Here is a 21,434-nt window from a genome sequence, read left to right as displayed (position 1 = left end):
CTAGAGAGAGGCTTGCGCGGCCCCGTGGCTCAACTGGATAGAGCAGCCCCCTCCTAAGGGGCAGGTTGCAGGTTCGAATCCTGCCGGGGTCGCCAGCCAGTCTTATGAACGAACATACCTCTCGCTTTGGATGATTTCGCGTGATGAGCGAGCATTGAAAAACCTTCGGAGACTGCAGTGTAACCGGACTTAGCGGCCGAGATTGTCAGGCATGATTTGGAGGCCAGCTGCTTTTTTGGCGAGCCGGTTCATGCGTCTTTCGATCAAGATGGCTCCACACCAGAAATTGTCGCCCAACTAGGCTAAAGGCCGGTCTTTTTGCCAACAATTGAACCGAACTGCCAAATTGGACCTGATCAGAAATCGACAGCACTGAATGGTTACAAAGCGTTTAGACAAAATCGCGATAACTTGTCCGCAAAAGGCACATTTACGCCCCAGGCCACACGTCAAGACGACGATGTCCCTCCTTAGCACTGTTCCCAACTACCAACGGGAATGGAGTGCGGCTAATGCAATTTCTGAGTTTGAGGCTCTGCAAATGGAAGAGACGGTTTGCAGGTTATGTGATGGGGCTTTCTGTCCTGTCATGCGTGCTTGCAGTGCCTGGCGCCGGATACTCGGAACAACCTTTGGTGGTTGGCAGTGATCGAGGCGGTTTCTTGCATGATCGTTTGGTCGAATTGGAGAACCTTCAAAGAAATGGCATACGTGTCGAGCTGCGCGGGCGGATCTGTTATTCGACCTGCACGATGTTTCTTGGCCTGCCAGGGACATGCGTAACACCGGACACAATATTTGGATTTCATGGTCCGTCGCGTCATGGCCGGCCGCTCAGTGCCTTAGATTTTCAGTACTTCAGCGAAGTGATGGCGGAGTTCTACCCCGAGCCCATCAAGACTTGGTTCATGGAAACAGGACGAAACCGAATTCGCGGCGTACACAAAATCAAGGGTTCAGAGCTTATTCGATTGGGTGTTCTTGCTTGCCGCACGGCGTAGCGTCGCGCTTGTCTTCAAACCTCTAGATAGGTATGAGTGTGTTGTGTGAGCACAATCATAGCGTGTGCTTTGACGGGTAGCCTTGCATAGGAAATTAGTCTGGTTGATTTCGGGACTCCTTCATCGAATTCATGGGGGCAAAGCGCGCAGAGCTCCTGCGCCGACAAAGCCGATCTGCGTCATAGGGGATGTCCATGGCTGCATCGGGCTTTTGGAAAAGCTCTTGTCCCAAGTACCGCATGACGCCCAGATCATTCTGGTTGGAGATTACATTGACCGAGGCGAACACAGCTCGGAGGTTTTGCGGATGATGCAAGCCTGCCCAGAATTTATGTGTTTGATGGGAAATCATGAGCAAATGCTACTGCGTTTCCTGGCCGATCCGAAAAAACACGGTCGTCAGTGGCTACGAAATGGGGGCTTGCAGACACTGGCGTCGTTTCGCATCCCAGCCGCTCGGCCAGAAATGACCTCCGAGGAACTGACCAAGTGTCGGGATAGTTTGCGGCGCGCTATGGGTGATGAACTTGTTGGCTGGATCGCAGATTTGAAGACCAGTTTCCATAGTGGGAATATCTTTGTCTCGCATGCTGGGGCAGACCCCACATGTCGGCTTGACCAGCAATCTGAGCACGACCTGCTTTGGGGCAACAAACATTTTCAGACCAAAGACAGGAAAGACGGTCAGTGGGTTGTCCATGGCCATACAATCGTGAGTCGCGCTGCGGTTCGGGGCGGCCGAATTGCTGTCGACACGGGCGCGTTCGCGACCGGCGTGCTCAGCGCAGTCTATCTGGACGGTTCTGAGCCAGAGTTTCTGACGGCGCTTGGTTAGTATTGGTTGTTTTTGCAACACTGAAAATAACAATCTAAGGTAGAATGTTTCTAAATATTATTTCGCAAAAAGAGTGAACTAAACCTGAGATAACTAGGTATTTCGAGCGATTCATGTGCACCCTTCGGATCCCATTTTACGGCGTTCTGCAAACTGGACGTCGGCTGCACCCTTCAGGAGATGACTTGGGCCTCATGGCATTGCGGGGTGGTGGCAACACGGGCTTACAAATCAGGCCCGCGGTGACAGCGGAGTGTTGGGCAGATTGAAAGTTGCCATCGTACATTATTGGCTAGTGGGAATGCGCGGCGGTGAAAAAGTCTTGGAGGCGCTGCTGGATCTATTTCCGGGCGCAGTGATTGTGACTCATGTCTGTGACCGCGAAAAGGTCAGCGCCAAGGTCAGAAAACACGAGGTGCGAGAGACCTTTATCGGGCGCTTGCCCGGTGCGCGAAAGCACTATCAGAAATACCTGCCCCTTATGCCCCTGGCGCTTGAACAGATGGACATGCAGGAATTTGATCTGATTCTGTCCAGCGAATCCGGTCCGGCAAAGGGGATCGTGCCGCGCCCCGATGCGTTGCATGTCTGCTATTGTCATTCACCGATGCGCTATATTTGGGATCACTATCACAGCTATCGGCAACAGGCGGGGGGTGTTGCGCGGATGGCGATGCCCTTCCTAGCGCATAGGCTGCGCGTTTGGGATGTCACGACTGCTGCTCGCGTGGATCGTTTCGTGGCCAATTCGTCCTTCATTCGTGACCGAATCCAAACCTATTATCGGCGCGAAGCAGAGGTTATTTTTCCTCCGGTCGAGACGCAGGCGTTTCAGATATCGAACCATGTTGAAAACCACTACCTGCTTGCAGGTGAGATGGTTTCTTACAAACGGGCCGATCTGGCGATTGATGCGTTCAACGCCTCTGGCCGTAAACTGGTGGTTGTTGGTGATGGTGAGATGCGCGGCGTGTTGGAAAAGAAATCCTGCCCCAATATCATTTTTCTTGGCCGGGTTGATAATGCCGAGCTAAAGCGTCAATTCGCCACCTGTCGCGCGCTGATTTTCCCCGGTGAGGAGGACTTTGGCATAGTTCCGGTCGAAGTGATGGCCAGCGGACGACCGGTGATCGCATATGGGCGCGGTGGGGCATTGGACACCGTCATCGAGGGTGTCAGCGGTGTTTTGTTTCATGAACAGACCGCCGAAGCTCTAAACCTGGCCATCGACCGGTTCGAGAAGAACCCGGATTTGGTGAAGGATCCAGCGACGATCAGGGCGTTGGCGGATACATTCGATGTTGAGGTCTTCAAGCAAAAGATATGGGCACTAATCGCTGACGCGCGGGCAAACGCCTGACGCGGACGCAACGCACGCAGGACTTGTAGGTCATTAAGCGGTTTTTCCTAACGTGCCGCTGATTGACACACAGACAGCGAGTCCTGACCCATGACCACCAATCCTTTCGTAAACCGAGTATCCAGCCTGTCCGGTCCTGCCCGAGATATTGCACCCGTGACGCCTTCGGATACTGCGGACCTGCCCGATGTGGCGATCGGGCTATACGTTGAATCGGGCGGGACGATTGTGTTGACGACTGTTCGCGGGGAAATCCGCACGGTGCAGGTTCTGGACTTTTCGATCCTGCCAGTGGGCGTCAGCCGTGTGCATGCCACGGGCACAACGGCCAGTGGAATCCATGCAATGGTGCTGGCATGAAGCTGACCCGCGACCTTTCTGTTACGTCGCACCCTGCGCGCCGGGTATCCGGCCCAGCCCTGTCGCTTGATTTCGAGCGGCAGGAGTATCGGCGGTTCGGGCGCCCCATCGCGTTGAGCGAGGCGATGACTTTCGCGCGCGCCTCTTCGGCACGGCAGGTTGGGGCCACGGGCATGATCGAGACGGTGGGCAATGACGTATTGCGGCGAGATCATGTGGCCGGAACCGGTGCGTTCCGGGGGGCCTTGGTCGAAGGTCAGGCCACCAATCTGCTGCACTATTCAGATGACTTCACCCAATCCTACTGGAATGGATATGCGCGTAAGCCCAATTTCGTCGGCGGACAGCTTGCGCCGGACGGGACGGCTTCGGCCCTGACGTGGAATTGCGCGGATACCACGGGCGGCCCGGACCTGAACCGAGGTGGGGTACTGATCCCCTATCCTGGTGCGTCGGGCACGGCGACGGTCAGTATCTGGTTGCGCGCCAGCGTACCTCTGACCATGCGGTTCGGGCAGTCGGACAAAACATCAAAAACGATCAACGTCACGACCCAATGGCAACGGTTCAGTCACACGGATCTGTTGCCCAACAATCAGAACCGGATCTTTATCCTGTATGAGGCCATCAACAGCGATATTGACCTCTTTATCTGGGGCGCGCAGGCAGAAACCGGCAACACACTGACAAGCAATATCGCCACAAACGGGGCCGAGGTCACGCGCGCAGCCGATCAAGCTGGGTTGACCGGTTTGACCGGAGCGTTTGAGGTCACTGTCACATACGAGGATGACAGTCAGGACGTGATGACCAATCAGACCGTCACCGACGGCTGGTGGCCTGTGCTTTCGCGGCCCAGAGTCAAGTCCATCGTGCTGAGCTGATGGGGCCTGCATCCACCTGAAATGCCGTGGACCTGTGTTTGGTCTACGGCATTTCGGCATTCAAAAAACAACTTAAGATTGTTTCTCGCCAAGCGAGCGGATAGGCTTGCATAAGGTCTTTCGGGTTCGGCAATAAGGCGGTCCTCCTGCGATGTTCTTTCTGGTTTGGATGCTGATATGCGCTGTACTGGGGCTGTTCTTTTGGGTGGCCCTGTCGTTGCGGTCAGCTCCGATTGTGCTGAGCCTGATGTTCTTCGCCCTGATCTATTGCATCCGTCCCGCAATGATCATGCTTGGGGCAAATCTGGTGAATCCTGCGCTGTTCAATGACACAGCAAAGCTGAGTGCATTCGCGTTGATCTACGCGGTCTTGTATCTGTCTGCGGCGCTGGTCACGGTTGTGATCTTGAGTGCCGTGCGTCCCGGATTAGGTGCCGGTCTGTTCCCCGAAATGTCGTCACGCGTCGATACCGTTTCGGCGCTTGTGGCCATTCTTCTGACCATCGTTGGAATGGGAATCGGCGTACAGCTTTTTCTGAAATTCGGGTCGCTTCAGGCAATCCTTTTTGCCGCGAAGATCACCAAGGATCTGGCGGGCACTTTTGGGCTCAGGTCCCTTGTAGGGCTGGGTGCATTCTTTTCTTCGGTCGCCTTGTTGATCAGTTTGCGCGACAGGCGTATCGGCAAAACGGCCATATTTAGCCTCTGTTTTGGTATCAATCTGTTTGTCTTTTCCCTGTGGGGCACTCGGCTGGAAGCGTTCGTACTGCTGTCCGGTACACTGCTGGTCTTGACCTCACGCGCGGGGCAGATCGACCTGTGGGGTATCATGAAATTCTCGGTCTGGGGGTTTTGCCTGCTGTTTGGTGCGACAGTGTTGTACATCTACCGCCTTGCGCAATTGTCCGGCAGTTGGGAGGTCGCCTTTTCCCGCGATTTGACCACGACGACCGCGGTGTCCATGCATATGACGCGGTTCGATTCCCTGATGCTGGTGGTGCAGGATTTTACTTCGGGGCTTCACACGCGGGTCGGAGAAGACTTTTACAACGGTCTGATCATGGTCATCCCGCGCGCTCTGTGGCCAGACAAACCTTCGCAACTGTTGATCGGCCAGTGGTTCCGGCAATGGTATGAGCCGAACGCGGTCAACGGTTGGACGGTCGGGGGACCGGGCGAGTATCTGGTGAACTTCGGGTTGGCGGGTGTCATTCTAGGCGGGATCGTGTTTGGCGTGATGCTGACAGTGATCCATTCGGGCTATCGCAAGATGGGCGCGGATCAGCCCTTGTCGGTCATGCTGTCGGTTGTGTTGGTGCTGATCGTGGTGCCCGAAGGCTCGCCCATTCAACTACTGCCAAGGGTTGTGCTGTGGTGTATACCGATTTGGCTGGTTGTTTGGGCGGCAAGAATGCGGCTCAGAGCTCCGGTTGCAAGCGTTCCAAAAGTGCCGTTTCCCGGTCGCTGATGGCTTGGGCCAGAGCTGCGCGCAGTTCAACCTCGCGGGCGCTTTGGCCGGGCTTGTGCGGGGTTGTGTTGAGCCTTCGGTACACTCGGCGCGCTGTCTCATACAGAGCGCCTTTGGGCAGTTTACCCCGGATCGCCGTGTTCAAAGATTGCAGCAACCGGTTACGGACAAAATAGGTTTCGTTCGACCCGTCAAAGAACAGCGGCACATTCGTTTCAAGCCCCAACCGCCCAAGCAACGCAGCTACAGTATTTGCAGGGTCGGACAACATATGGCGCATCTCAAGATGGATGACGCGTTCCGGCCCCAGATCCCGCCGCCACAAGGCCAACCAATAGCCGAACGCGGCCCAGTCCAGAGCGTTGCGCAGGTGATCCTGAGGAAAATGGCTGGATGCACGCCCGTCCAGAACCATCTCGAAAAACATCTCGATCGAAATTGACGCGTCGATATAGCTCTTGTTGTTCGAGAAGTAGTGATAGGTCGAGGTGATCTGATCCACCGGGTCACGTGTGATGAAGATGACCGGCGGCCGGTGCGCCATCGCGGCGATGGTTTTACGGGCGGTTTCGTGATGCGCATAGGCAGGTGTTGAATCCAGCCACAACGCATTGTCGGGCGCATCGGGAAACAGCGCAGCATATCCCGCAAGACCCTGGGTAAAAACGCTGTGTTCGGGTCGAAAAAAGTGGCTGTCGCGGTCATAGAGGAACTCCAGCTCTTTGCGCACACCGCCCGAGATTTGCGGATGCTGAACCAACCAGTCATGCAGCGAACTGGTGGCGCATTTGGTGAAGCCGCAGATGAACAGATCGGGCAGGCGGTGGGGGCGCTCAGTCATCGCGGGTCTCCTTCGGCAGACCGGTGGCGCGATACAGCAGGTCCTCGTAGGCGTCGATCATCCGCGTCGTGCGAAACGGGGCAAGATTGGGTTCAGGGTCTTGCATGCGTGTCGCGCGCACCCGGTCGGGATTTTGGGCAAGGTCGTTGAAAATCGCTGAGAGCGTCGGGGCGTCGATTTGTTCGGGGGTCAGGCCGCGATGGGGTGGGATCAGTTCCGGTATGCCGCCATTTGGGCTGCCGACCACGAACAAGCCGCGCGCCATGGCCTCGATCACGGTGCGCCCAAAAGGTTCGGCCCAAAGCGCAGGCAGAAAAAGCACGTCGAGCCTGTCGAGAAATGCGATGGCCTCCTGTCGACCGGTCAGACAGATCCCGGCGGCAGCGGGGTCATCCGGCAGGGCGATGCCCTGATTGTCCCCGGCCAGAAGCAATCGGTGCCCGTTCTGCGCGAGGTCAGTGTTTTGCCATGCGGTGATCAGCTCGGCCACGCCTTTGCTGGGGTGAAGGCGGCCCAGATAACCAAAGGTCAGGGGCGTGCCCGCATCCGGCGCAGGTGCGCGCGGTGCTTGCAGAAATCTGTCCGGCACCGCGTTGTAGATGACGGTTGGCGCATATCCCAGCATGGTTTCGTAAATCCGCGCCACGTGATTGGAAATCGCCACGACGTGTTTTTGTCGTCGCAGGATCAACCGGCGCAGGCCAGTGGCGTAGAAACACGGGCTGAGGGCGGAATTGCAGCCTGCGCCGCCATGCTCCATCGTGCCAACGGCGCAAAACCAGCCGTAGTCGCGGATGACCGGGACACAGGCGGTGCGGGTCAGCAGACAAGCCAGCATGAAAGCCGACCCATGTCCGGCAGGGTTATTCATCAGCACCACATCTGGACAGTTGCGCCGCAGCCATTGCAGAGAGCGCAGGAACAGGACGGGGTCTATTTCGCTGCGCAAGATCCAGGCCATGCGGGTGGCAAAGTGGCGCACGCCATGCAGGGGGCTTTTGCCGATCGGCAGGCCCTGAACGACTTCAATGGGGATGTTATCGACATGATCCGGATATGGGCGCGACCCGTCCGAGACCACAACCCGCACGTCATGCCTGCGTGCCTTTAAGCTGCGCGCGATGTCCCGTGCTGATCGCTCGGACCCGCCCAGCTCGTTGGGGGCATAGTTAAAACACTGAATGGCGATCTTCATGAGAGCTGCCCTTGACGCATGAGACCCAGAACCGAAGGGTCAATGCCCATCTCGCGCCGGGTGTATCTTACGGCCTCAAGGTTCCAGCCAGCGACGGACAGAGCCAGACACAGCGCGGCCCCTACCGGGCCGAAGGCCCAGATCATTGGGATCATCGCCGCCATTGCTATCAAGTTCATCCGCGCCAGCAGCCGAAAGGCCGCTCGGTCATGGCTCGTAAGCTCAAGCAGGACCGAGGTCGGTCCGGTCAGCGCATTCACCGCATAGGAACCTGCCACGATTAACAGAACATTGTAGCCGGTTTCGAACCCGGTTCCGAACAAAGACAACAGCCAGACACCAAACAGGATCAGCCCGAGGAAGATCAGCAAGGCCGACCCCCCAGCGATGGCGGCGACGGTAGCGCATGTGCGTTGCAACGCACGGGTTTTGCCGTCGTGATGCAGGCGCGAGATTGTGGGTGAGACGACCATATTGGCGGCCAGCAGTACAAGGTTCATCAACAACGCTATCCGCAGCGCGGCAAAGGTTGGTCCGGTGTCCGCCGGGCTCAGCATCAATCCCAGCAAAACCACGACAAGGTTCGGGGCGGTGATTTGCAGGACAGATACACCCCAAAGACCCCACATACGCGGTCGCCATGTGGCCCGGTCATAGGCAGCTGGGGCCAGAAAAAGAGCCTTGGGTCGGGTCGCTGGATGCAGATGGACCTGAACCAGAACCATCGCCACTAGCAGTGCGGTCAGCAACCAGGTGATTTGCGCAGCACTGCTCTGCCCCGGCCAGAACAGGATTAGGGGGATCGCCGACAGTATCACCAACCCGCGCCAAATCACATCCCGAGGCGCTAGGGCCAAGCTCATCCGGTCATAGGCACGCAGGACAAATGCGAAATATTCCGCCCAGGCCGTGGTCAGCGCGAATACCCCCGTGGCCGCAATGAAAGGCCATCCAAGCTCGGGTCGCATCCAAATAAAGGCTGGGGCCGACAGGACCGCAAAAGCCACGGTACCCAGCGTGATAATCCAGAACCCATCGCGAATCCGACCCGTTGCAAGCCTGTTCTGACCTTGCGCTGCGTAGATCGAGACATAGCGCAGGCTCAGCATCCGTTGTCCGAAACTGCCCGCCACCGCCAGCAATACCGCTAGCGAAAATCCAAAACCGAAGGTGCCATAAGTCGAGGCATTCAACGCCTGTGCCAAGACCAGAAACATGGCAAATTGCAGGCCTGCGGCCCCAACCTTGATGACAAGGGCGGCAAGCCCGCCTTTCATGAGGCGCTGTCTTATGGGGTTGGACTTGTCTGGCATCGGTGGATTTACACGAGTCCCTTAGCTTCCCACCGCCACAATCGGCGCGGTGATCAGAGACGGGGTGATCTGGTCGATCGTGCGGCCCCAGCGCGTAACCGGGTTTTCGGCGATGAAGATGATGTCGTTGCGGCGCAACTCAAACCGAGCGGCCAGCGTTAAATGCGCGGCGTTGCGGATGTCCAGATGCCAGGCCGTCACCGCGCCGAATTCGCGGATATCTTCGGACGCGCGCAGCACATAAACCTCAGACGCGTCCCCGGTTTTCTTGGCGATCCCGCCGCCCGTGTCAAACAGCGCGTCCGCCAGTGTGGCCGTGCGCTCGAAGGGCAGGGCATAGCGGCCCTGATTGCGGACCTCGCCGCTGAGATAGACATAGTCCCGGTCCACCGCGTCCAACTCGATGGTTTGCAGGAATGTCTTGCGCCGCTCGTTCAACTCGTCCCGGCGTAGGGTAACAGCGGTCGACAGTTCCTGCAGGGCGGTCTGGCGACCCTCCAGCACCGTTTCGCGCAGCTGGATTTGCTGCGCAAAATACCGCTCGGCCCGGTCCAGATCGTAATCTGTATCCACAAAGACCGAGTCATCAGCGATCAGGGTCAGGTTCTGCAAATCCGGGCGCGCATAAAGGTCCTCAAGCGGGATCTGGTACATCTGCCCGTTGCGGTAAACGCGGACCGAGCTGTTGTCGATATCGCTGACCTTGACCGACCCGGCGGCAGAGAGCGCCTCGCCCAGCGTTAGTTGCGTCAGGGTGATGTGCTGCACGCCGGGCTGTCCGACCGCCCCCCCGACCGAGACGCGGCGGGCGTTGAACTCGGCAATTTCCAGGCTGAACGTGGGGTCGATCTGGTTTTCGACAAGGCGCTGGAACAGCACGGCTTCGGCCTCGTCCACGGTCAGACCTTCTAGGCGCACGCGGCCGACATCGGGGATGTTGATCGCTCCGTCATCCTGCACCGTATAGCCGTTGCGGCTGTTTTGGGCGGCCAGCAGGCCAGATAGTTCTCCGGCTGTGCCCTGGGTCGAGGGGGTCGATAGCACCAGCACATCCCCGGTGCCGATCGTATAGGGCCCCGGCGTGACATCGGGCGGTGGGTCCAGCTGCAACCCGCTGCGCGACCCATCTTGAGTTGAGGGGGCATCGGGCAGCGGGCCCAGTCCCCGCTGGCTGGTGCCCGCGCCGGACCCCGCCGAAGTTCGAAACACCGATGGCAGGGTTTTGGGCGCATAAGGTGCGCGATTGGCGACCATCACGGTTTCCGGTGTCACCGGCACCACCCGCACCTTGCCGCTGTCGGACACACCCGCCGTAACCGAGGGGCTGCGATAGATCGTCGAACAGCCCGAGATCAGGCCGCCCACGGCCAGCGCAAGGACGAAAAGTGGAATTCGGCGCATGGTTAGCCTCCTGCCATGTATAATTCTAACTCGCATCCGGCACCGCCTTCATGAACAGGTTGCCGAGGAAATCGCCGGTCCATTGCGAGGACTGGATGATGGTTTGGCTGCCATTTCGCAGCCAATATGTATTGGTGAAACTCTGCGCGGTGCCAAAGCACTGTTCTTGCCACTTGCGCGTGGCCACAGGATTACCTTGCTGCACGATGGTATCCGGCCCAAGCGCTGTGATCCGGCAGTCATAAGCATGCAGCTCGATCTCATCATTGCCGTTGAGAAAGCTGTGAAACCGCTCGGCGCGCCCTTCCTGACCGCTCAGGATCAACCCGGCGCTGTGCCGGATGTCCGACCCAGTCATGCCAGAGCCGAACCCTTTGGTCGAGGTCAGAAAACCCTGTTCCAGCGTGATGGTTGCCCCATCTGCCGTCAACCAGGTTTGCACGTCGTCCCGTGTCACCTCTAACAGCATCACACCGCTCAGGTCGCGCGACGGAAAGGCGACCTCAAGCCGGGGTGGGATCGGGCGTTGTGCGGCCAGCGCATCGGCACGGGGGTGAAAGCGGGGCGCATCGGGACGCAGCGCGCCGCGCAAAAGGTCGAACTCATCCCGCGCCTCGCCACAGGCGGCCAGCGAGAGGGCAAGGCAGAGGAGCGCGAAAACTCTCATCGCCAGAACCTACCCCAGCCGCGCGACAATTCCTGCGCTCGCGCCTCGCGGGTGACGCCATATAGCCGATTGCGCACATTCAGCCGCGCGCCACCGTCGCGCAGGACGGGGCGGATGGTTTGTCTGATCTTGTTGCGCGATGGGCGACCCGTCAGCCATGAGATCGGGATCTCAAGCCGAATGCCCTTGTCGAATGAGCCTTCGCCGAACTCTTCGAACCCTACCGTGGTCAGGGTAAAGAAAGCACCTACCGTGAACCCGTTGGTAAATTCCCGATCCAACGAGAACGTCGCGCCATAGTCCCCTGCCAGATAGCGGCCTGCGTCGATCTGGGCATGATAGTCCCCTGGCAGGTCGTAATAGGCTGAGACATGGCCTGTGGCGACGGAATAATCCTGAAAGCCGAACAGCACGTCAAAATCACGCTGCGCCACGTAATTCGCCTCGACCCCCAAGGCGAGGCGACTGTTGGTCGGGTACCACAGAAGCTCGGCCGACACCCCGCCAAACATGGTCTCCAGATATCCCAGCGTGGTGCGGGCGTAGAAATCGGTGCGTGGTCTCCACAGGTATTCGGCGGTCATATGCTCGACCCGCAGGTTGGATTCGCGGGCATAGATCGCCCAGTCCGACCGAACACGCGGCAGGGTGGAATCCGAAACGCGCGTGCTGTCGTCCAGCGTGCTCAGAACTGGTTGGCGCAGCCCGGTGGACAGGGTCAGGCCCGGCCTCAGCGTATAGTCCAACCCCAACGCGGCGCCGATTTCATACCGCAATGGGTCGTCGGGATCGAAGAAGGAAAAGTTCAGATAAGGCCCGAACCGATAGGAAAAATGCGGATAGGCGTCGCGCAGTACGCCGCCTTGAAAGATCGGGATCGTGTCCGAAATCTCGACCCGCGCGAGGCTGCGCCATGCGTTGTCCGGGTCATGCTCCGATTCGTACAGATCGTTGCGGTCCACCTGCACCGCACCCAGTGGCGCGCCGTTGGACATCAGCGCAATGTTAAAGGTCTGCGTCCGCGGCGGCTCGGTATTGGCCAGAACCCGAGCGGTGCGGCCCAAGGCCTGCGCCGCCTGTCCATAGGTTTCGTTCTCGACCCCGACCGTGACAGCATCGCGGTCCTGCGACAGGTAGACCAGCCGCAGCCCCTCGCGGTCCAGCGCGGTGCGGACGTCCCCTTGGTTGTCACCGGGTGCGCGCAATGGCGGGGGCGAGGCCCCTTGCCCCCCCGGCGCGGGCGTCTGCCGCGGGTCGATGAAATAGCTATAGGTCAGCCCCAGCGTGGTTCCGTACAGCACCGAAGTGGTCAGTTGCGATCCGTTCCGAAACCGATACTGTGCGGCGATGTTGAACGGGGTGCGGATGTCGAACCCGATCCGGTCGCGCTCCACATCATAAAGATCGGAGGAGTATTCTGCCAAAAAGGTTAGCCGGTCGTTATATTGCCAACTGCCCCCGGCGAACAGGGCGGCGTCGCCCTGAAACCAGTTGCCGAAGTCCAGACGTCCGGTCTCCGAAATGTCACCGGCGCGAGGATCGCTGCGCTCGTCAAAGCGGCTGCTGATCAGGCCCAGCGGGTTGGCAAAGCTGCCACGTCCGGCCAGGCGCCCCCAGCCGATGCCTCCGGTCAGCTTGAACCGGTCGCGGATCGTTTTGGTCGCAACGATATATTCCGAGGCATAAAGCCCGGTCCCGCCGAAATCCCGCAATCCCAGCACGATGGCGGGCGCCCGACGGCTTTCTTCGCGCAGGCGGAAATGGATGTCGAAGCTGCGGTCATAGCGATCACCGCGCTCTCCATCAAAGCCTTTCAGGACGGCGTAGCGGAAGCTGCCATGAACCCAGGGCAGCATCTGAAAGGTCATGGTTGCGCGCGCGGTGTCCCGAAAGGCGGATGCGGTAAAAACCAGCGCGCCATCATCGAACATCTCGGCGGTGGGCAACTCGATCAGGCCCGGCGTTCCGTATGTGGACACGGTCTGCGCCTGTACTATGCCTGCCAGAGTTGCGCCGATCACAGCCATCGCAATTGTCCAGCCTCGTATTCCCGTTTGGTTCGTCACGTCACCTTGTCACTTCAAACTTTCCGAGCGATCCCGACACAGGAATGTGGATTGTAGTCAGCACCAAGTAATACTCACCCTATAGGAGAAAAACAGTTTTGAATTCCCGGTAGCTGAATTTCCTTTGGGATGAAAGGTCGGTAATTGGGTCGAAAATTCTGGGGCGTATTTCATTTACCGCTGAAAGTCATTCAATTTATTGAAATAAATGTTGATTTTTTTAATACATCGTTCACCATTGACGCTATAAAGACAGTGTAATTTCTCAGGTGTGGTATAGGCGGCACAGGTTTCGCTTCAGGAGCTTTCGGATGTTCAGAACTTCAGCATTGGTTCTTTTTCTATCAACCACAGGTGTAGTTGCTCAACAGGCAGAAAACACCGACGCCACGGAAGACGTCGAGGATACAGTCACAGCCGCCGAAGCCGCTGAAGAGGCGGGTGTAACGGGCTTTGTCCCTCTGGTCGCCCCTGCGCTGGGTGCTGCTGCCGCCGCTGTGGGTTTGGCGGCTGCCGGGGGTGGGTCGTCGACCACAACGACCAGCACGGTCAGCACCAACTGATCCTTGACCCCGCCAAAAATGGCGCGCCTAGTTGCTATAGTAGGATGCGCCGTAGCGGCCATAGGCATAGCCATATTGCTTGGCGCTGCGCATATTGATCTGCCCCATGACGATCCCCGTTAGGCGTTGATTGTCCATGTGGAACAGCCGAATGGCCTCGGTCACATCCTGTTCGGCTGTGGCATTCCACTTAATAGTCAGCAAAACGGCGTCGGCATTGCGCGCGATCAGTCGGGCATCTGACACCAGTAGCGTGGGCGGCGTGTCGATCAGGATGACATCATAAAACTTGCGCGTATCCTCCAGAAACTGTCGGAAGCGATCCGAGGCGAACAGATCCGCCGCATTGGTCGCTGTTTTCTGACCTGCCAGGATATCGCACCCGATCAGCGGGTCTTGAAAGATTGCATCCGTGGCAGCAACATCTCCGGCCAGAACCGAAACGATCCCGGTATTCGGCACATCGCGCAATTGGTCGGTCATGGTCAGGCGGCGGATATCTCCCTCGACCAATAGGACTTTTTTACCAATCCCGACAAAGTTCTGCGCCAATGCCATGGTGTTGGTGGTTTTGCCTTCGCCAGGCAGCGATGACGTCATGACAATAACCTGCGGCGGGCGATCCACGTTGGACAACATCAGAGAGGTTCGCAGATTGCGCACCGCCTCAGCCGTTGCGGAGGCGGGCTTGGCGGCGAGATAGTCCAAAACCTTGCGCCGGTCGCGGGCTGGAAAGGTCGGGATTTGACCCAGAACGCTGTAGCCGGTCTTGCGCTCAACCTCGGGCGCTGAACGATACCCTTTTCTCCGCGCCTCCAGTACAAAGACAATGGCGGTACCCAGGATCAGACCAAGGATTGCGGCCAAAACCAGCATCAGCGGTTTTCTCGGGCGCGACGGGTCCGTCGGAATAACGGCGCGCGAGATTTGGCGACTGTCAGCCTTCTGTATCCCCTCCTGCGCCGAGGTCTCCTTAAGACGGGTCAGGAGATACTCGTACAGCAGACGAACAGCCTCGGCCTCTCGGGTGAGTTGCTGTAATGCGATGAGGTCCGCATTCTGCTGAGTGATCTGTTCGGACAGGTCTTGCGCAGATTGGGTCAAAGCCTGCGCCTGTTGCGCGGCGCGCCGGGCCTCAAGCGCGGTGCGGGCCAAAAGACGTTCGAAGGCTGTGTCGAACTCAGTCGTTTGGCCACCCGCCAATTGCGCAAACAACCGGTCCAGTTGCGGATCACCCGCCTCCTGCGCCTGTTCCGCGCGGGTGGTCGCGGCGGTCAGGCGATCAAACCTTGCTTGCGCTGCGATTTGCGCAGCCGCAGCGGTTTCGCCCCGGTCACGCAAATCCTTGAGCTGGACTTCCTGAAGCTGCAACGCCTCCGCAGATACCAAAGCGGTTGACGTGTCAAAGGCACTCAACTTGGTCTCTGACGCTTCCAATTCCTGCTGCAACTCAGCCACTCGGTCGGTTAGCCAGGCGGTGGCCTGCTCAGTCGCTGCGAATTTTACTTCGATCTGGTCGCGCACATAAAGGTCAACGATCGTATCCGCAATCAGGGCTGATTTGCGGGCCGATTCAGTCTCGACCGTCACGCGGAACACAAGGCTTTGGGGCAGGTTTCGGATCGAAGTTTTCTGCAACAGCGCGGTGATCACGCTATCGCGGGTGATTTGGGCGCTGATTTCATCCGGCAAAGGCGCGGGCTGCGTTGACAGGCCTAAACCATCCTTGATTTTGTCCCTCAGCGTTTTAGGCAGCAGCGCAGCGTTGAATTCCGGATCGGAGGTCAGGTCCAGCCTGTCGACGACCTTGCCAATCAGTCCACGGGATCTAAGAACCTCAAGCTCGGAATTCACCTCGGTCGACTCGCCGGACAAACCGCCGACAACAGACTGGAGGTCGACAATGCTCTGCTGTTGCGTCTCAAGCATCACAACGGCGCTGGACCGGTACATCGGTACCGCCGCGAAGATCAGGTAGGCGAGCGTTGCCATCACAGTCAGCGCTGTGGCGGCGGCGATCTCCCATTTCCCGAACCAAAGGGTTGCGAAAAGGGCGCTCAGGTCAACGATCTCGCCATCAAATGGGTCAGCGCCCGTGGGCCGCGGAGCGGTCAGGGGCGGGTTTGGAACAGTGAATTGCTTCATCAGAGTTTGGTCGTCTGCTCGAAATGCATTCTATGCGCGTTTTAGAAACCATACAGACACGCAAGGGTAGAATAAACCCTGACAGTGCGTTTATCGTCCCGTTCGCATGACCACGGCAGAGACTGTTCGGAAAAGGATGCTGATATCTTTTCGAAAACTGCGCTGAGCCAGATAGGCCACGTCCATCGCGATCCGTGCGTCATAGCTGACATCATTGCGCCCCGAAACTTGCCACAGCCCTGTAATGCCCGGTTTCTGCGCCACATAGGCCGAAGCGGCGGCGCCGTATTTCACCAACTCGACGGTGACGACGGGGCGTGGGCCGACAAAGCTCATCTCGCCTTTCAGGACGTTCCAGATTTGCGGCAACTCATCCAGACTGGTCCGGCGTAGAAGATGACCCAGCCGGTTGATGCGTGGATCATGGGTGAGTTTGCGGTCTCTTTCCCATTCAATCGCAGCCTGCGGGTTGGCCTGAAGATAAGCACGTAGCTGTGCCTCGGCATCGACGCACATGGTTCGGATCTTCCAGCATTTGAACAACGTTCCGTTCTTGCCAACGCGTTTTTGCCCAAAGAAACCTGGACCGCCCTCGCAGCGCATCAAGGCCCAAAGGACCAGAACGACCGGCGCTACAACTGGCAGCAGTAGCAGCGCAAGGCAGATATCAAAAGCGCGTTTGCCCAACCCGGAATAAATCCCCGATGGTGTATCAGGCGGGACGGATGAGGGGGCCGCGGCATCCTCGGCAATTGTTGCTGCGCCAAAATCCAGCATTCAAAAAAATCCCGGTTCCCAAATGTTGAACTACAACTTAAGGGTGTAGAAAACGAAAATTAGTTAATGAAAGGTTGATAAGAGCTGAGTGCAGCAAATTTTTGTTGACCAACTTGCAGAAAACTCGATGGCGCAGGCGTATACGCAAAGCAGCCTGATCAAACGTGGGTTTTTAGCATGGAGGAAGGCACGAGACCGAGATGTCAGGCCTTGGGCAGTGGCAGACAGCCCGGCAGGCCCGCAGGGAGCACCAGGCGAGCGCCCATATTATATAGGGATTTTACAAATCCCTCGCTTTCTGACGCGACGGTCAGGCTGAAGGGCGAGGCCGCAAGGACCGAGACGTCGCCGGGCAGCGCCTCAAGCATCTGCGTTTTGGGCAGGACAACCACATAGGCCGGGGCGTCGTCTGTCAGCAAAGCCACAACAACAAGCGTGGACAGCCACCCCAGAAACATCAGCGGCAGGGCAATCAGAACCGCCCTAATAGTCATGGATATGTTCCAGTGCCAGGCCTGACCCCGGAAGTTGGCGCAGACGTTCGGCCAGATCGGACACTTTGACGACGATCAGATGTCGGTGGTCGCCGAACCCTTGGCGAGGCGCGCTGTAGATCGCGTCTGCCCGCGTGGGCTGATCCGAAATTGCGGTAAACAGGATGTCGTCATTGCCTGCGATCTCGACCACGTTCACACCGTCACCGGCCATCTGCACCAGCAGATTTGTCAGGGCGCGGTAGCGTGGCGTCTCGATCTCAATCCCTTCAGGGCGCTGGGCGATGACTTGCATGTCGGGATAGGCGGGCAACTCGCCCTCTGAGGTGACGATCATGCGAAGGGTCAGCTCATCCTGACCGACCTGCTCAACGGCCTGTTCAATCACCCCGGCATAGCCACCCTTGGCGGTGTATTCCAGACCCAGAGCTATTGCGCGTTCAGTGTCGCGGATCGAGCCGCTGGACTGGTCAATCAAGCTTTGGGCATCGTCGTCAAAGCGCCACTTGTACCATGGCACCTGTTGCAGGAATTCAGCGTAATCTGATGCCTGCTGCGCCGACAGTTCATCCAGCGGAGCCCGTTCCGGGCCGCGCAGGGCGGTAAACAGGCGGCCGACTGTCTCTTCATACAGTGCCTTCAACGCCAGTTCCGCCGTGAAACTGGCCCCGATCACATAGATCGTCTGCTTGGTCTCACCGTCAATCTCGCCATGGGCAGCGGCTGTTTCGGTCAGTGCGCAGAGCGAGCTCCAGAACCCCGTGATCCCTTGCCAGAAGCCGTAGTCATGTGGATCGCCTTGGCTCAGAACCTCGGCATAATCCTCATAGGCGTGGACGATGTGCCATTCAGGATAGGTCATCAGGCTGCGGGTTTCGGGGCGGTGATGCTCGGCCGGTAGCAGGGCGTCATAGGGTTGCGCCTGCGCAGTGCCCTTGCAACTTGTTTCGACATAGATGATCGGGGCGGCCAAGCCGATCCCGACCAGCACCAACAGCAGAACCAGCCTGCGCAGCCACCTCAGCAGAAATCTCATGTCGTCCTCCGTGCGTCACGCAGACCGGCCCAGGCGGCCACCCCTCCCAGCGCCAGATGCGGCAGGTTTGCCAGCACGCGCCCGAGGGACAGGTCCATCCCGGCTGAATTGTTCGTGAAGATCCCCAGATCCAGATAGCCATAGCCAGTGAAGAACCCGAAAACTCCGTCGCCCAGATAGGCCAGCCCGAACAGGATCAGAAAGGTGCGCGCCGCGCGATGGGACCAGAGCCCGGCAATCAGCGCCCAGAAGGCCGATGCCACATGCAGCGCGTCATCATAGATATCCAGCGCAAAGATACCGAAAGCCAGACCGTTTTCATCCGCCAGGCCGGGTATGTAATTCAGCGACGCGGCAATCATCAGTGCCACGAAATACCCCATACAGAGTTTTTGAAGATTGGTCATAGCTGCCCCAAATAGCTGTCCCAAAGGTTGTTTCTTAGCACCAGTTGCGGATCTAACGCGCGTTTGGCCTGCACAAACTCGCGCGCGCGCGGATAGGCGGCGGTCAGTTGATCCAACCGCGCGTGCGGGCGGTAGGGCAGGTAATAAGCCCCGCCGATCGCGGTGATCCGGTCGATCAGCTCTTGCGTCATACGGGCCATGTCGGCCTCGGCGCGGTCGGTCATCTCCTGACTGAAGGACATAACCGCAGCGATGCGTGGTTCCGAGGCGAAGGACAGAACCGCCTGATCGTCTTGCGCCACATAGCGCAGGGTCACGTTCAGAAACTCCTGATACGAGGCCGGGATCACCTCGCGGCAGGCGGCCAGGAAATCGTCAAAGGACTCGAAGCCCACGAAATATTCGTGCAGGATATCGGTGCGGTCCGGGTTGCGGTCGTCCAGCGTGACAACCGGTTCGTTGATCAGGGAATTCCGCGTTGCCTCACCCCCGCCCAAGGCTGGGCCTAGCGTGGTTTCGTTCCACCAGCGAAAGGACTTGAACGCCTCGTTGCCTAGCTGCGCGCGGTAGAGACGACTGGCGGCATGCGACATCCATCCCGAGCCGGATGCCGGCGGCAGGTCCGATTGATCCTCGGTCTCGCGGTAGGTGATCAGCAAGGCTTTTTCAAAGAAGGACGCCCTTTCGACATTGAGCCTGCCATAGGCCATCGACACAGCCGGGTCAGCCACGGCCTGGCGGAAAGCGTTGGCAAAGGCGCTGGCTTCCATCACTTTGAAAGTAGGTGATAGCCGTGTATTAGAGACCATTTCGACTTCTAGATCGACGATGATGCCGATCAGCCCATAGCCTCCCATGCCCAGATTGAACAGGTCGGCGTTTTCCGTGGGCGAGCATGTCACAAGCTCTCCGTCCGGTAGGATCATGCGCAGGGATCGCACGGTTGCGCCCATCGGTCCGAACGGAACCGGCCAGCCATGGGCGTTGACGGAATAGGTCGCGGCGACGCCGAAGTCGTGGTTCGATTGCATCACCTTGGGCGACCATCCTGCAGGGTCCAACGCCGCAATGACCTGAGACCAGCGTGCCCCGGCATGGGCGCGGTATGTCTGCGCTGCGCTGTCAATCTCGACCGAGCCGTTGTCAAAGGTGATCGCTGTGCCATCGCGCGGGATGGCTTGCGCCCCCATCGAATGGCGCGCGGCGCCGACATTCACCGGGCGGCCCTCGGCCTGTGCCTGCGCCAGTTCCTGACGGATGGCCGTGATCAGGGCTTCATCAGCATTCTCGGTCATCACCAGATGCTTGTGTACCGGCGTCGGTGACAATCCGCTGGCGTCATTCAGGATCGTGGCATCCGACACGGCAGGCGTGTAGCGGGTGCCGTCATAAACGGGCAGGTCTGGTCCCAACCAACGAGACAATCCCCAGCCCGCCACTCCACCGGCGGCGAAAAGTGCGGCGCGTCTGGTGAAAATCGTCATACGTCTTCCTTTGATAGCGTCGGCCCGGGCATGGCCTTCAGCACGTCAATTAATGCGGTTTGAAACTGCTCTGGGTCCTCGATTTGCGGGATGTGACCTACATCGGGCAAGACGATCAGCGGTGCTTCGGATAGCAGCGCGTGCAAGGCGTGGGCTTGCGCGACCGGGGTCACGGTATCTTCCGCGCCCCAGATCAATGCGACCGGCAGGTCGAGCGTACGCCAGCTTTCTGCCCGTGTGCTGCGCGCGTTCTGCGGCGGCACAAGCAGGTGCGGCAACCAGTCCGCAACGGCCTTGGTATATCCTTCGCGGGCCATTGGATTGCGCAATATCGAGACGATTTCAGGCGTTGCAGCCTGTTTCACATGCAAAAACGCGCGAAGGAAATGGCGCGTTAGCAGTGGATTAGAGACCGTTGTGGCGGCTATACCCTGTCGCAGCAGCCCATTTCGCAGGTAAATGGGCTCAGAAGTTGGAGATTCATGCGCCTCAAGCGCAATCGCCCCACAAACTATTACCAACCCAGACACCAAATCGGGGCGCAGCATAACAGCCTCGGCCACGGGCCCTGCGCCGATGGAGTGCGCGACGGCGATCGGAGGGCTGTCCAGCTCTTCGAGAAGGGCGATAATGCGTTCGGCCTGACGCGTCCGACTGTAGTCCTCATCCTGTGCTGGTTCCGACCAGCCGAAAGGCGGCATGTCAAAGGCGATCGCGCGAAACCCGGCGTCGGACATGTGGGAAAGCGTGGGTCGCCACAAACCCGACCACGCCGCTGTTCCATGTGCAAACAGAACCGGCGGCGCCGAAGGGTCGCCGACGTCCAAAGCAAAGATCGCACCCTCAGAGGTTTCGATCATCCGGCCTGTGTCATCAGGCAAGTGGCCCACCGGAACAGTCTCACGGTTGCTGGCTGCCACCCAAAACCCGGTCAGCACAACAGTGACAAGCAACAGAGCTGAAAAAATGAACCTGAAAAATACCTTCATTGCCCGGATAGTTGTGCGCGCTAGACGGAAATGCAACCGCCGGAAATCCTTACCGGGCAAGGGTGCTGCAATTCGGACGCACAGCAGAATCCGGGTGATGACACTGCATTCAGCGCTCTAAACTTGACCAAGCGGTCAACTAATTTCT

20 protein-coding genes and 1 tRNA gene are annotated in these 21,434 nt (G+C 58.5%); 8 read left to right on the top strand and 13 right to left on the bottom strand.

Annotated elements, in window-relative coordinates:
- Positions 1-18 precede the first annotated feature (18 nt).
- The 7 genes from GOV79_RS13420 (at position 19) to GOV79_RS13390 (ending at position 5,908) form a co-directional block, all read left to right on the top strand.
- A tRNA-Arg gene (locus GOV79_RS13420) sits at positions 19-95 on the top strand.
- 417 nt (positions 96-512) lie between these two features.
- Positions 513-1,001: a hypothetical protein gene (locus GOV79_RS13415; RefSeq protein WP_170790158.1), complete on the top strand. Its 489-nt coding sequence runs from the start codon at positions 513-515 to the stop codon at positions 999-1,001.
- 82 nt (positions 1,002-1,083) lie between these two features.
- Positions 1,084-1,836 carry a metallophosphoesterase gene (locus GOV79_RS13410; RefSeq protein WP_331252095.1) on the top strand — a complete coding sequence of 251 codons (753 nt, stop codon included), beginning with the start codon at positions 1,084-1,086 and terminating at the stop codon, positions 1,834-1,836.
- A gap of 265 nt (positions 1,837-2,101) precedes the next feature.
- On the top strand, positions 2,102-3,196 hold the full coding sequence (locus tag GOV79_RS13405; protein WP_170790157.1) for a glycosyltransferase: 1,095 nt from the start codon (positions 2,102-2,104) through the stop codon (positions 3,194-3,196).
- A 90-nt stretch (positions 3,197-3,286) separates the two neighbouring features.
- Positions 3,287-3,556, top strand: a complete 270-nt coding sequence (locus GOV79_RS13400) for a spike base protein, RCAP_Rcc01079 family (protein WP_170771188.1) — start codon at positions 3,287-3,289, stop codon at positions 3,554-3,556.
- Entirely contained in the window at positions 3,553-4,440 is an 888-nt protein-coding gene (locus tag GOV79_RS13395) for a phage head spike fiber domain-containing protein (RefSeq protein WP_170790156.1), read from the top strand. The genes GOV79_RS13400 and GOV79_RS13395 overlap by 4 nt, the downstream gene beginning before the upstream one ends.
- Positions 4,441-4,591: 151 nt before the next feature.
- On the top strand, positions 4,592-5,908 hold the full coding sequence (locus tag GOV79_RS13390; protein ID WP_170790155.1) for a hypothetical protein: 1,317 nt from the start codon (positions 4,592-4,594) through the stop codon (positions 5,906-5,908).
- Here GOV79_RS13390 and GOV79_RS13385 read toward each other — a convergent pair.
- Genes GOV79_RS13385 through GOV79_RS13360 form a run of 6 tightly spaced genes read right to left on the bottom strand, consistent with a single transcriptional unit; the run spans position 5,859 to position 13,352 of the window.
- A complete protein-coding gene (locus tag GOV79_RS13385) occupies positions 5,859-6,749 on the bottom strand; it encodes a sulfotransferase (RefSeq protein WP_170790154.1) in 891 nt (296 codons plus the stop codon). The two genes, GOV79_RS13390 and GOV79_RS13385, sit on opposite strands and share 50 nt — an antisense overlap.
- Positions 6,742-7,944: a glycosyltransferase gene (locus GOV79_RS13380; protein ID WP_170790153.1), complete on the bottom strand. Its 1,203-nt coding sequence runs from the start codon at positions 7,942-7,944 to the stop codon at positions 6,742-6,744. Before GOV79_RS13380 ends, GOV79_RS13385 begins: the two co-directional genes overlap by 8 nt.
- A complete protein-coding gene (locus GOV79_RS13375; protein WP_170790152.1) occupies positions 7,941-9,221 on the bottom strand; it encodes a lipopolysaccharide biosynthesis protein in 1,281 nt (426 codons plus the stop codon). Before GOV79_RS13375 ends, GOV79_RS13380 begins: the two co-directional genes overlap by 4 nt.
- 57 nt (positions 9,222-9,278) lie before the next feature.
- Positions 9,279-10,658 carry a polysaccharide biosynthesis/export family protein gene (locus GOV79_RS13370; protein ID WP_170790151.1) on the bottom strand — a complete coding sequence of 460 codons (1,380 nt, stop codon included), beginning with the start codon at positions 10,656-10,658 and terminating at the stop codon, positions 9,279-9,281.
- Positions 10,659-10,683: 25 nt separating this feature from the next.
- Complete coding sequence (locus tag GOV79_RS13365) at positions 10,684-11,325, bottom strand: YjbF family lipoprotein (protein ID WP_170790150.1); 642 nt, start codon at positions 11,323-11,325, stop codon at positions 10,684-10,686.
- Positions 11,322-13,352 (bottom strand): YjbH domain-containing protein, encoded by a 2,031-nt coding sequence (locus GOV79_RS13360; protein ID WP_170790149.1) that lies wholly within the window; start codon positions 13,350-13,352, stop codon positions 11,322-11,324. Before GOV79_RS13360 ends, GOV79_RS13365 begins: the two co-directional genes overlap by 4 nt.
- A 350-nt stretch (positions 13,353-13,702) precedes the next feature.
- Here GOV79_RS13360 and GOV79_RS13355 point away from each other — a divergent pair, with 350 nt between their 5' ends.
- On the top strand, positions 13,703-13,954 hold the full coding sequence (locus GOV79_RS13355) for a hypothetical protein (protein WP_170771165.1): 252 nt from the start codon (positions 13,703-13,705) through the stop codon (positions 13,952-13,954).
- A gap of 27 nt (positions 13,955-13,981) precedes the next feature.
- Here the strand turns inward: GOV79_RS13355 and GOV79_RS13350 are convergent, their stop codons facing one another.
- The 7 genes from GOV79_RS13350 to GOV79_RS13320 all read right to left on the bottom strand — a co-directional run bounded on the left by GOV79_RS13350 (position 13,982) and on the right by GOV79_RS13320 (position 21,178).
- Entirely contained in the window at positions 13,982-16,099 is a 2,118-nt protein-coding gene (locus tag GOV79_RS13350) for a GumC family protein (RefSeq protein ID WP_170790148.1), read from the bottom strand.
- A gap of 90 nt (positions 16,100-16,189) precedes the next feature.
- On the bottom strand, positions 16,190-16,876 hold the full coding sequence (locus GOV79_RS13345; protein WP_170790147.1) for a sugar transferase: 687 nt from the start codon (positions 16,874-16,876) through the stop codon (positions 16,190-16,192).
- A 203-nt stretch (positions 16,877-17,079) separates the two neighbouring features.
- Positions 17,080-17,370 (bottom strand): hypothetical protein, encoded by a 291-nt coding sequence (locus GOV79_RS13340; RefSeq protein ID WP_170771156.1) that lies wholly within the window; start codon positions 17,368-17,370, stop codon positions 17,080-17,082.
- On the bottom strand, positions 17,360-18,406 hold the full coding sequence (locus GOV79_RS13335) for a hypothetical protein (protein ID WP_170790146.1): 1,047 nt from the start codon (positions 18,404-18,406) through the stop codon (positions 17,360-17,362). Before GOV79_RS13335 ends, GOV79_RS13340 begins: the two co-directional genes overlap by 11 nt.
- Positions 18,403-18,813: a hypothetical protein gene (locus GOV79_RS13330; RefSeq protein ID WP_170790145.1), complete on the bottom strand. Its 411-nt coding sequence runs from the start codon at positions 18,811-18,813 to the stop codon at positions 18,403-18,405. Before GOV79_RS13330 ends, GOV79_RS13335 begins: the two co-directional genes overlap by 4 nt.
- Positions 18,810-20,297, bottom strand: coding sequence for an FAD-binding oxidoreductase (locus tag GOV79_RS13325; RefSeq protein ID WP_170790144.1), 1,488 nt, complete (start codon positions 20,295-20,297; stop codon positions 18,810-18,812). Before GOV79_RS13325 ends, GOV79_RS13330 begins: the two co-directional genes overlap by 4 nt.
- A complete protein-coding gene (locus GOV79_RS13320; RefSeq protein WP_170790143.1) occupies positions 20,294-21,178 on the bottom strand; it encodes an alpha/beta fold hydrolase in 885 nt (294 codons plus the stop codon). Before GOV79_RS13320 ends, GOV79_RS13325 begins: the two co-directional genes overlap by 4 nt.
- Positions 21,179-21,434: the final 256 nt, after the last annotated feature.

The organism is Ruegeria lacuscaerulensis, from assembly GCF_013034745.1.
Lineage (GTDB): Bacteria > Pseudomonadota > Alphaproteobacteria > Rhodobacterales > Rhodobacteraceae > Ruegeria > Ruegeria lacuscaerulensis_B.
This window is presented reverse-complemented; position numbering and strand designations above follow the sequence as displayed.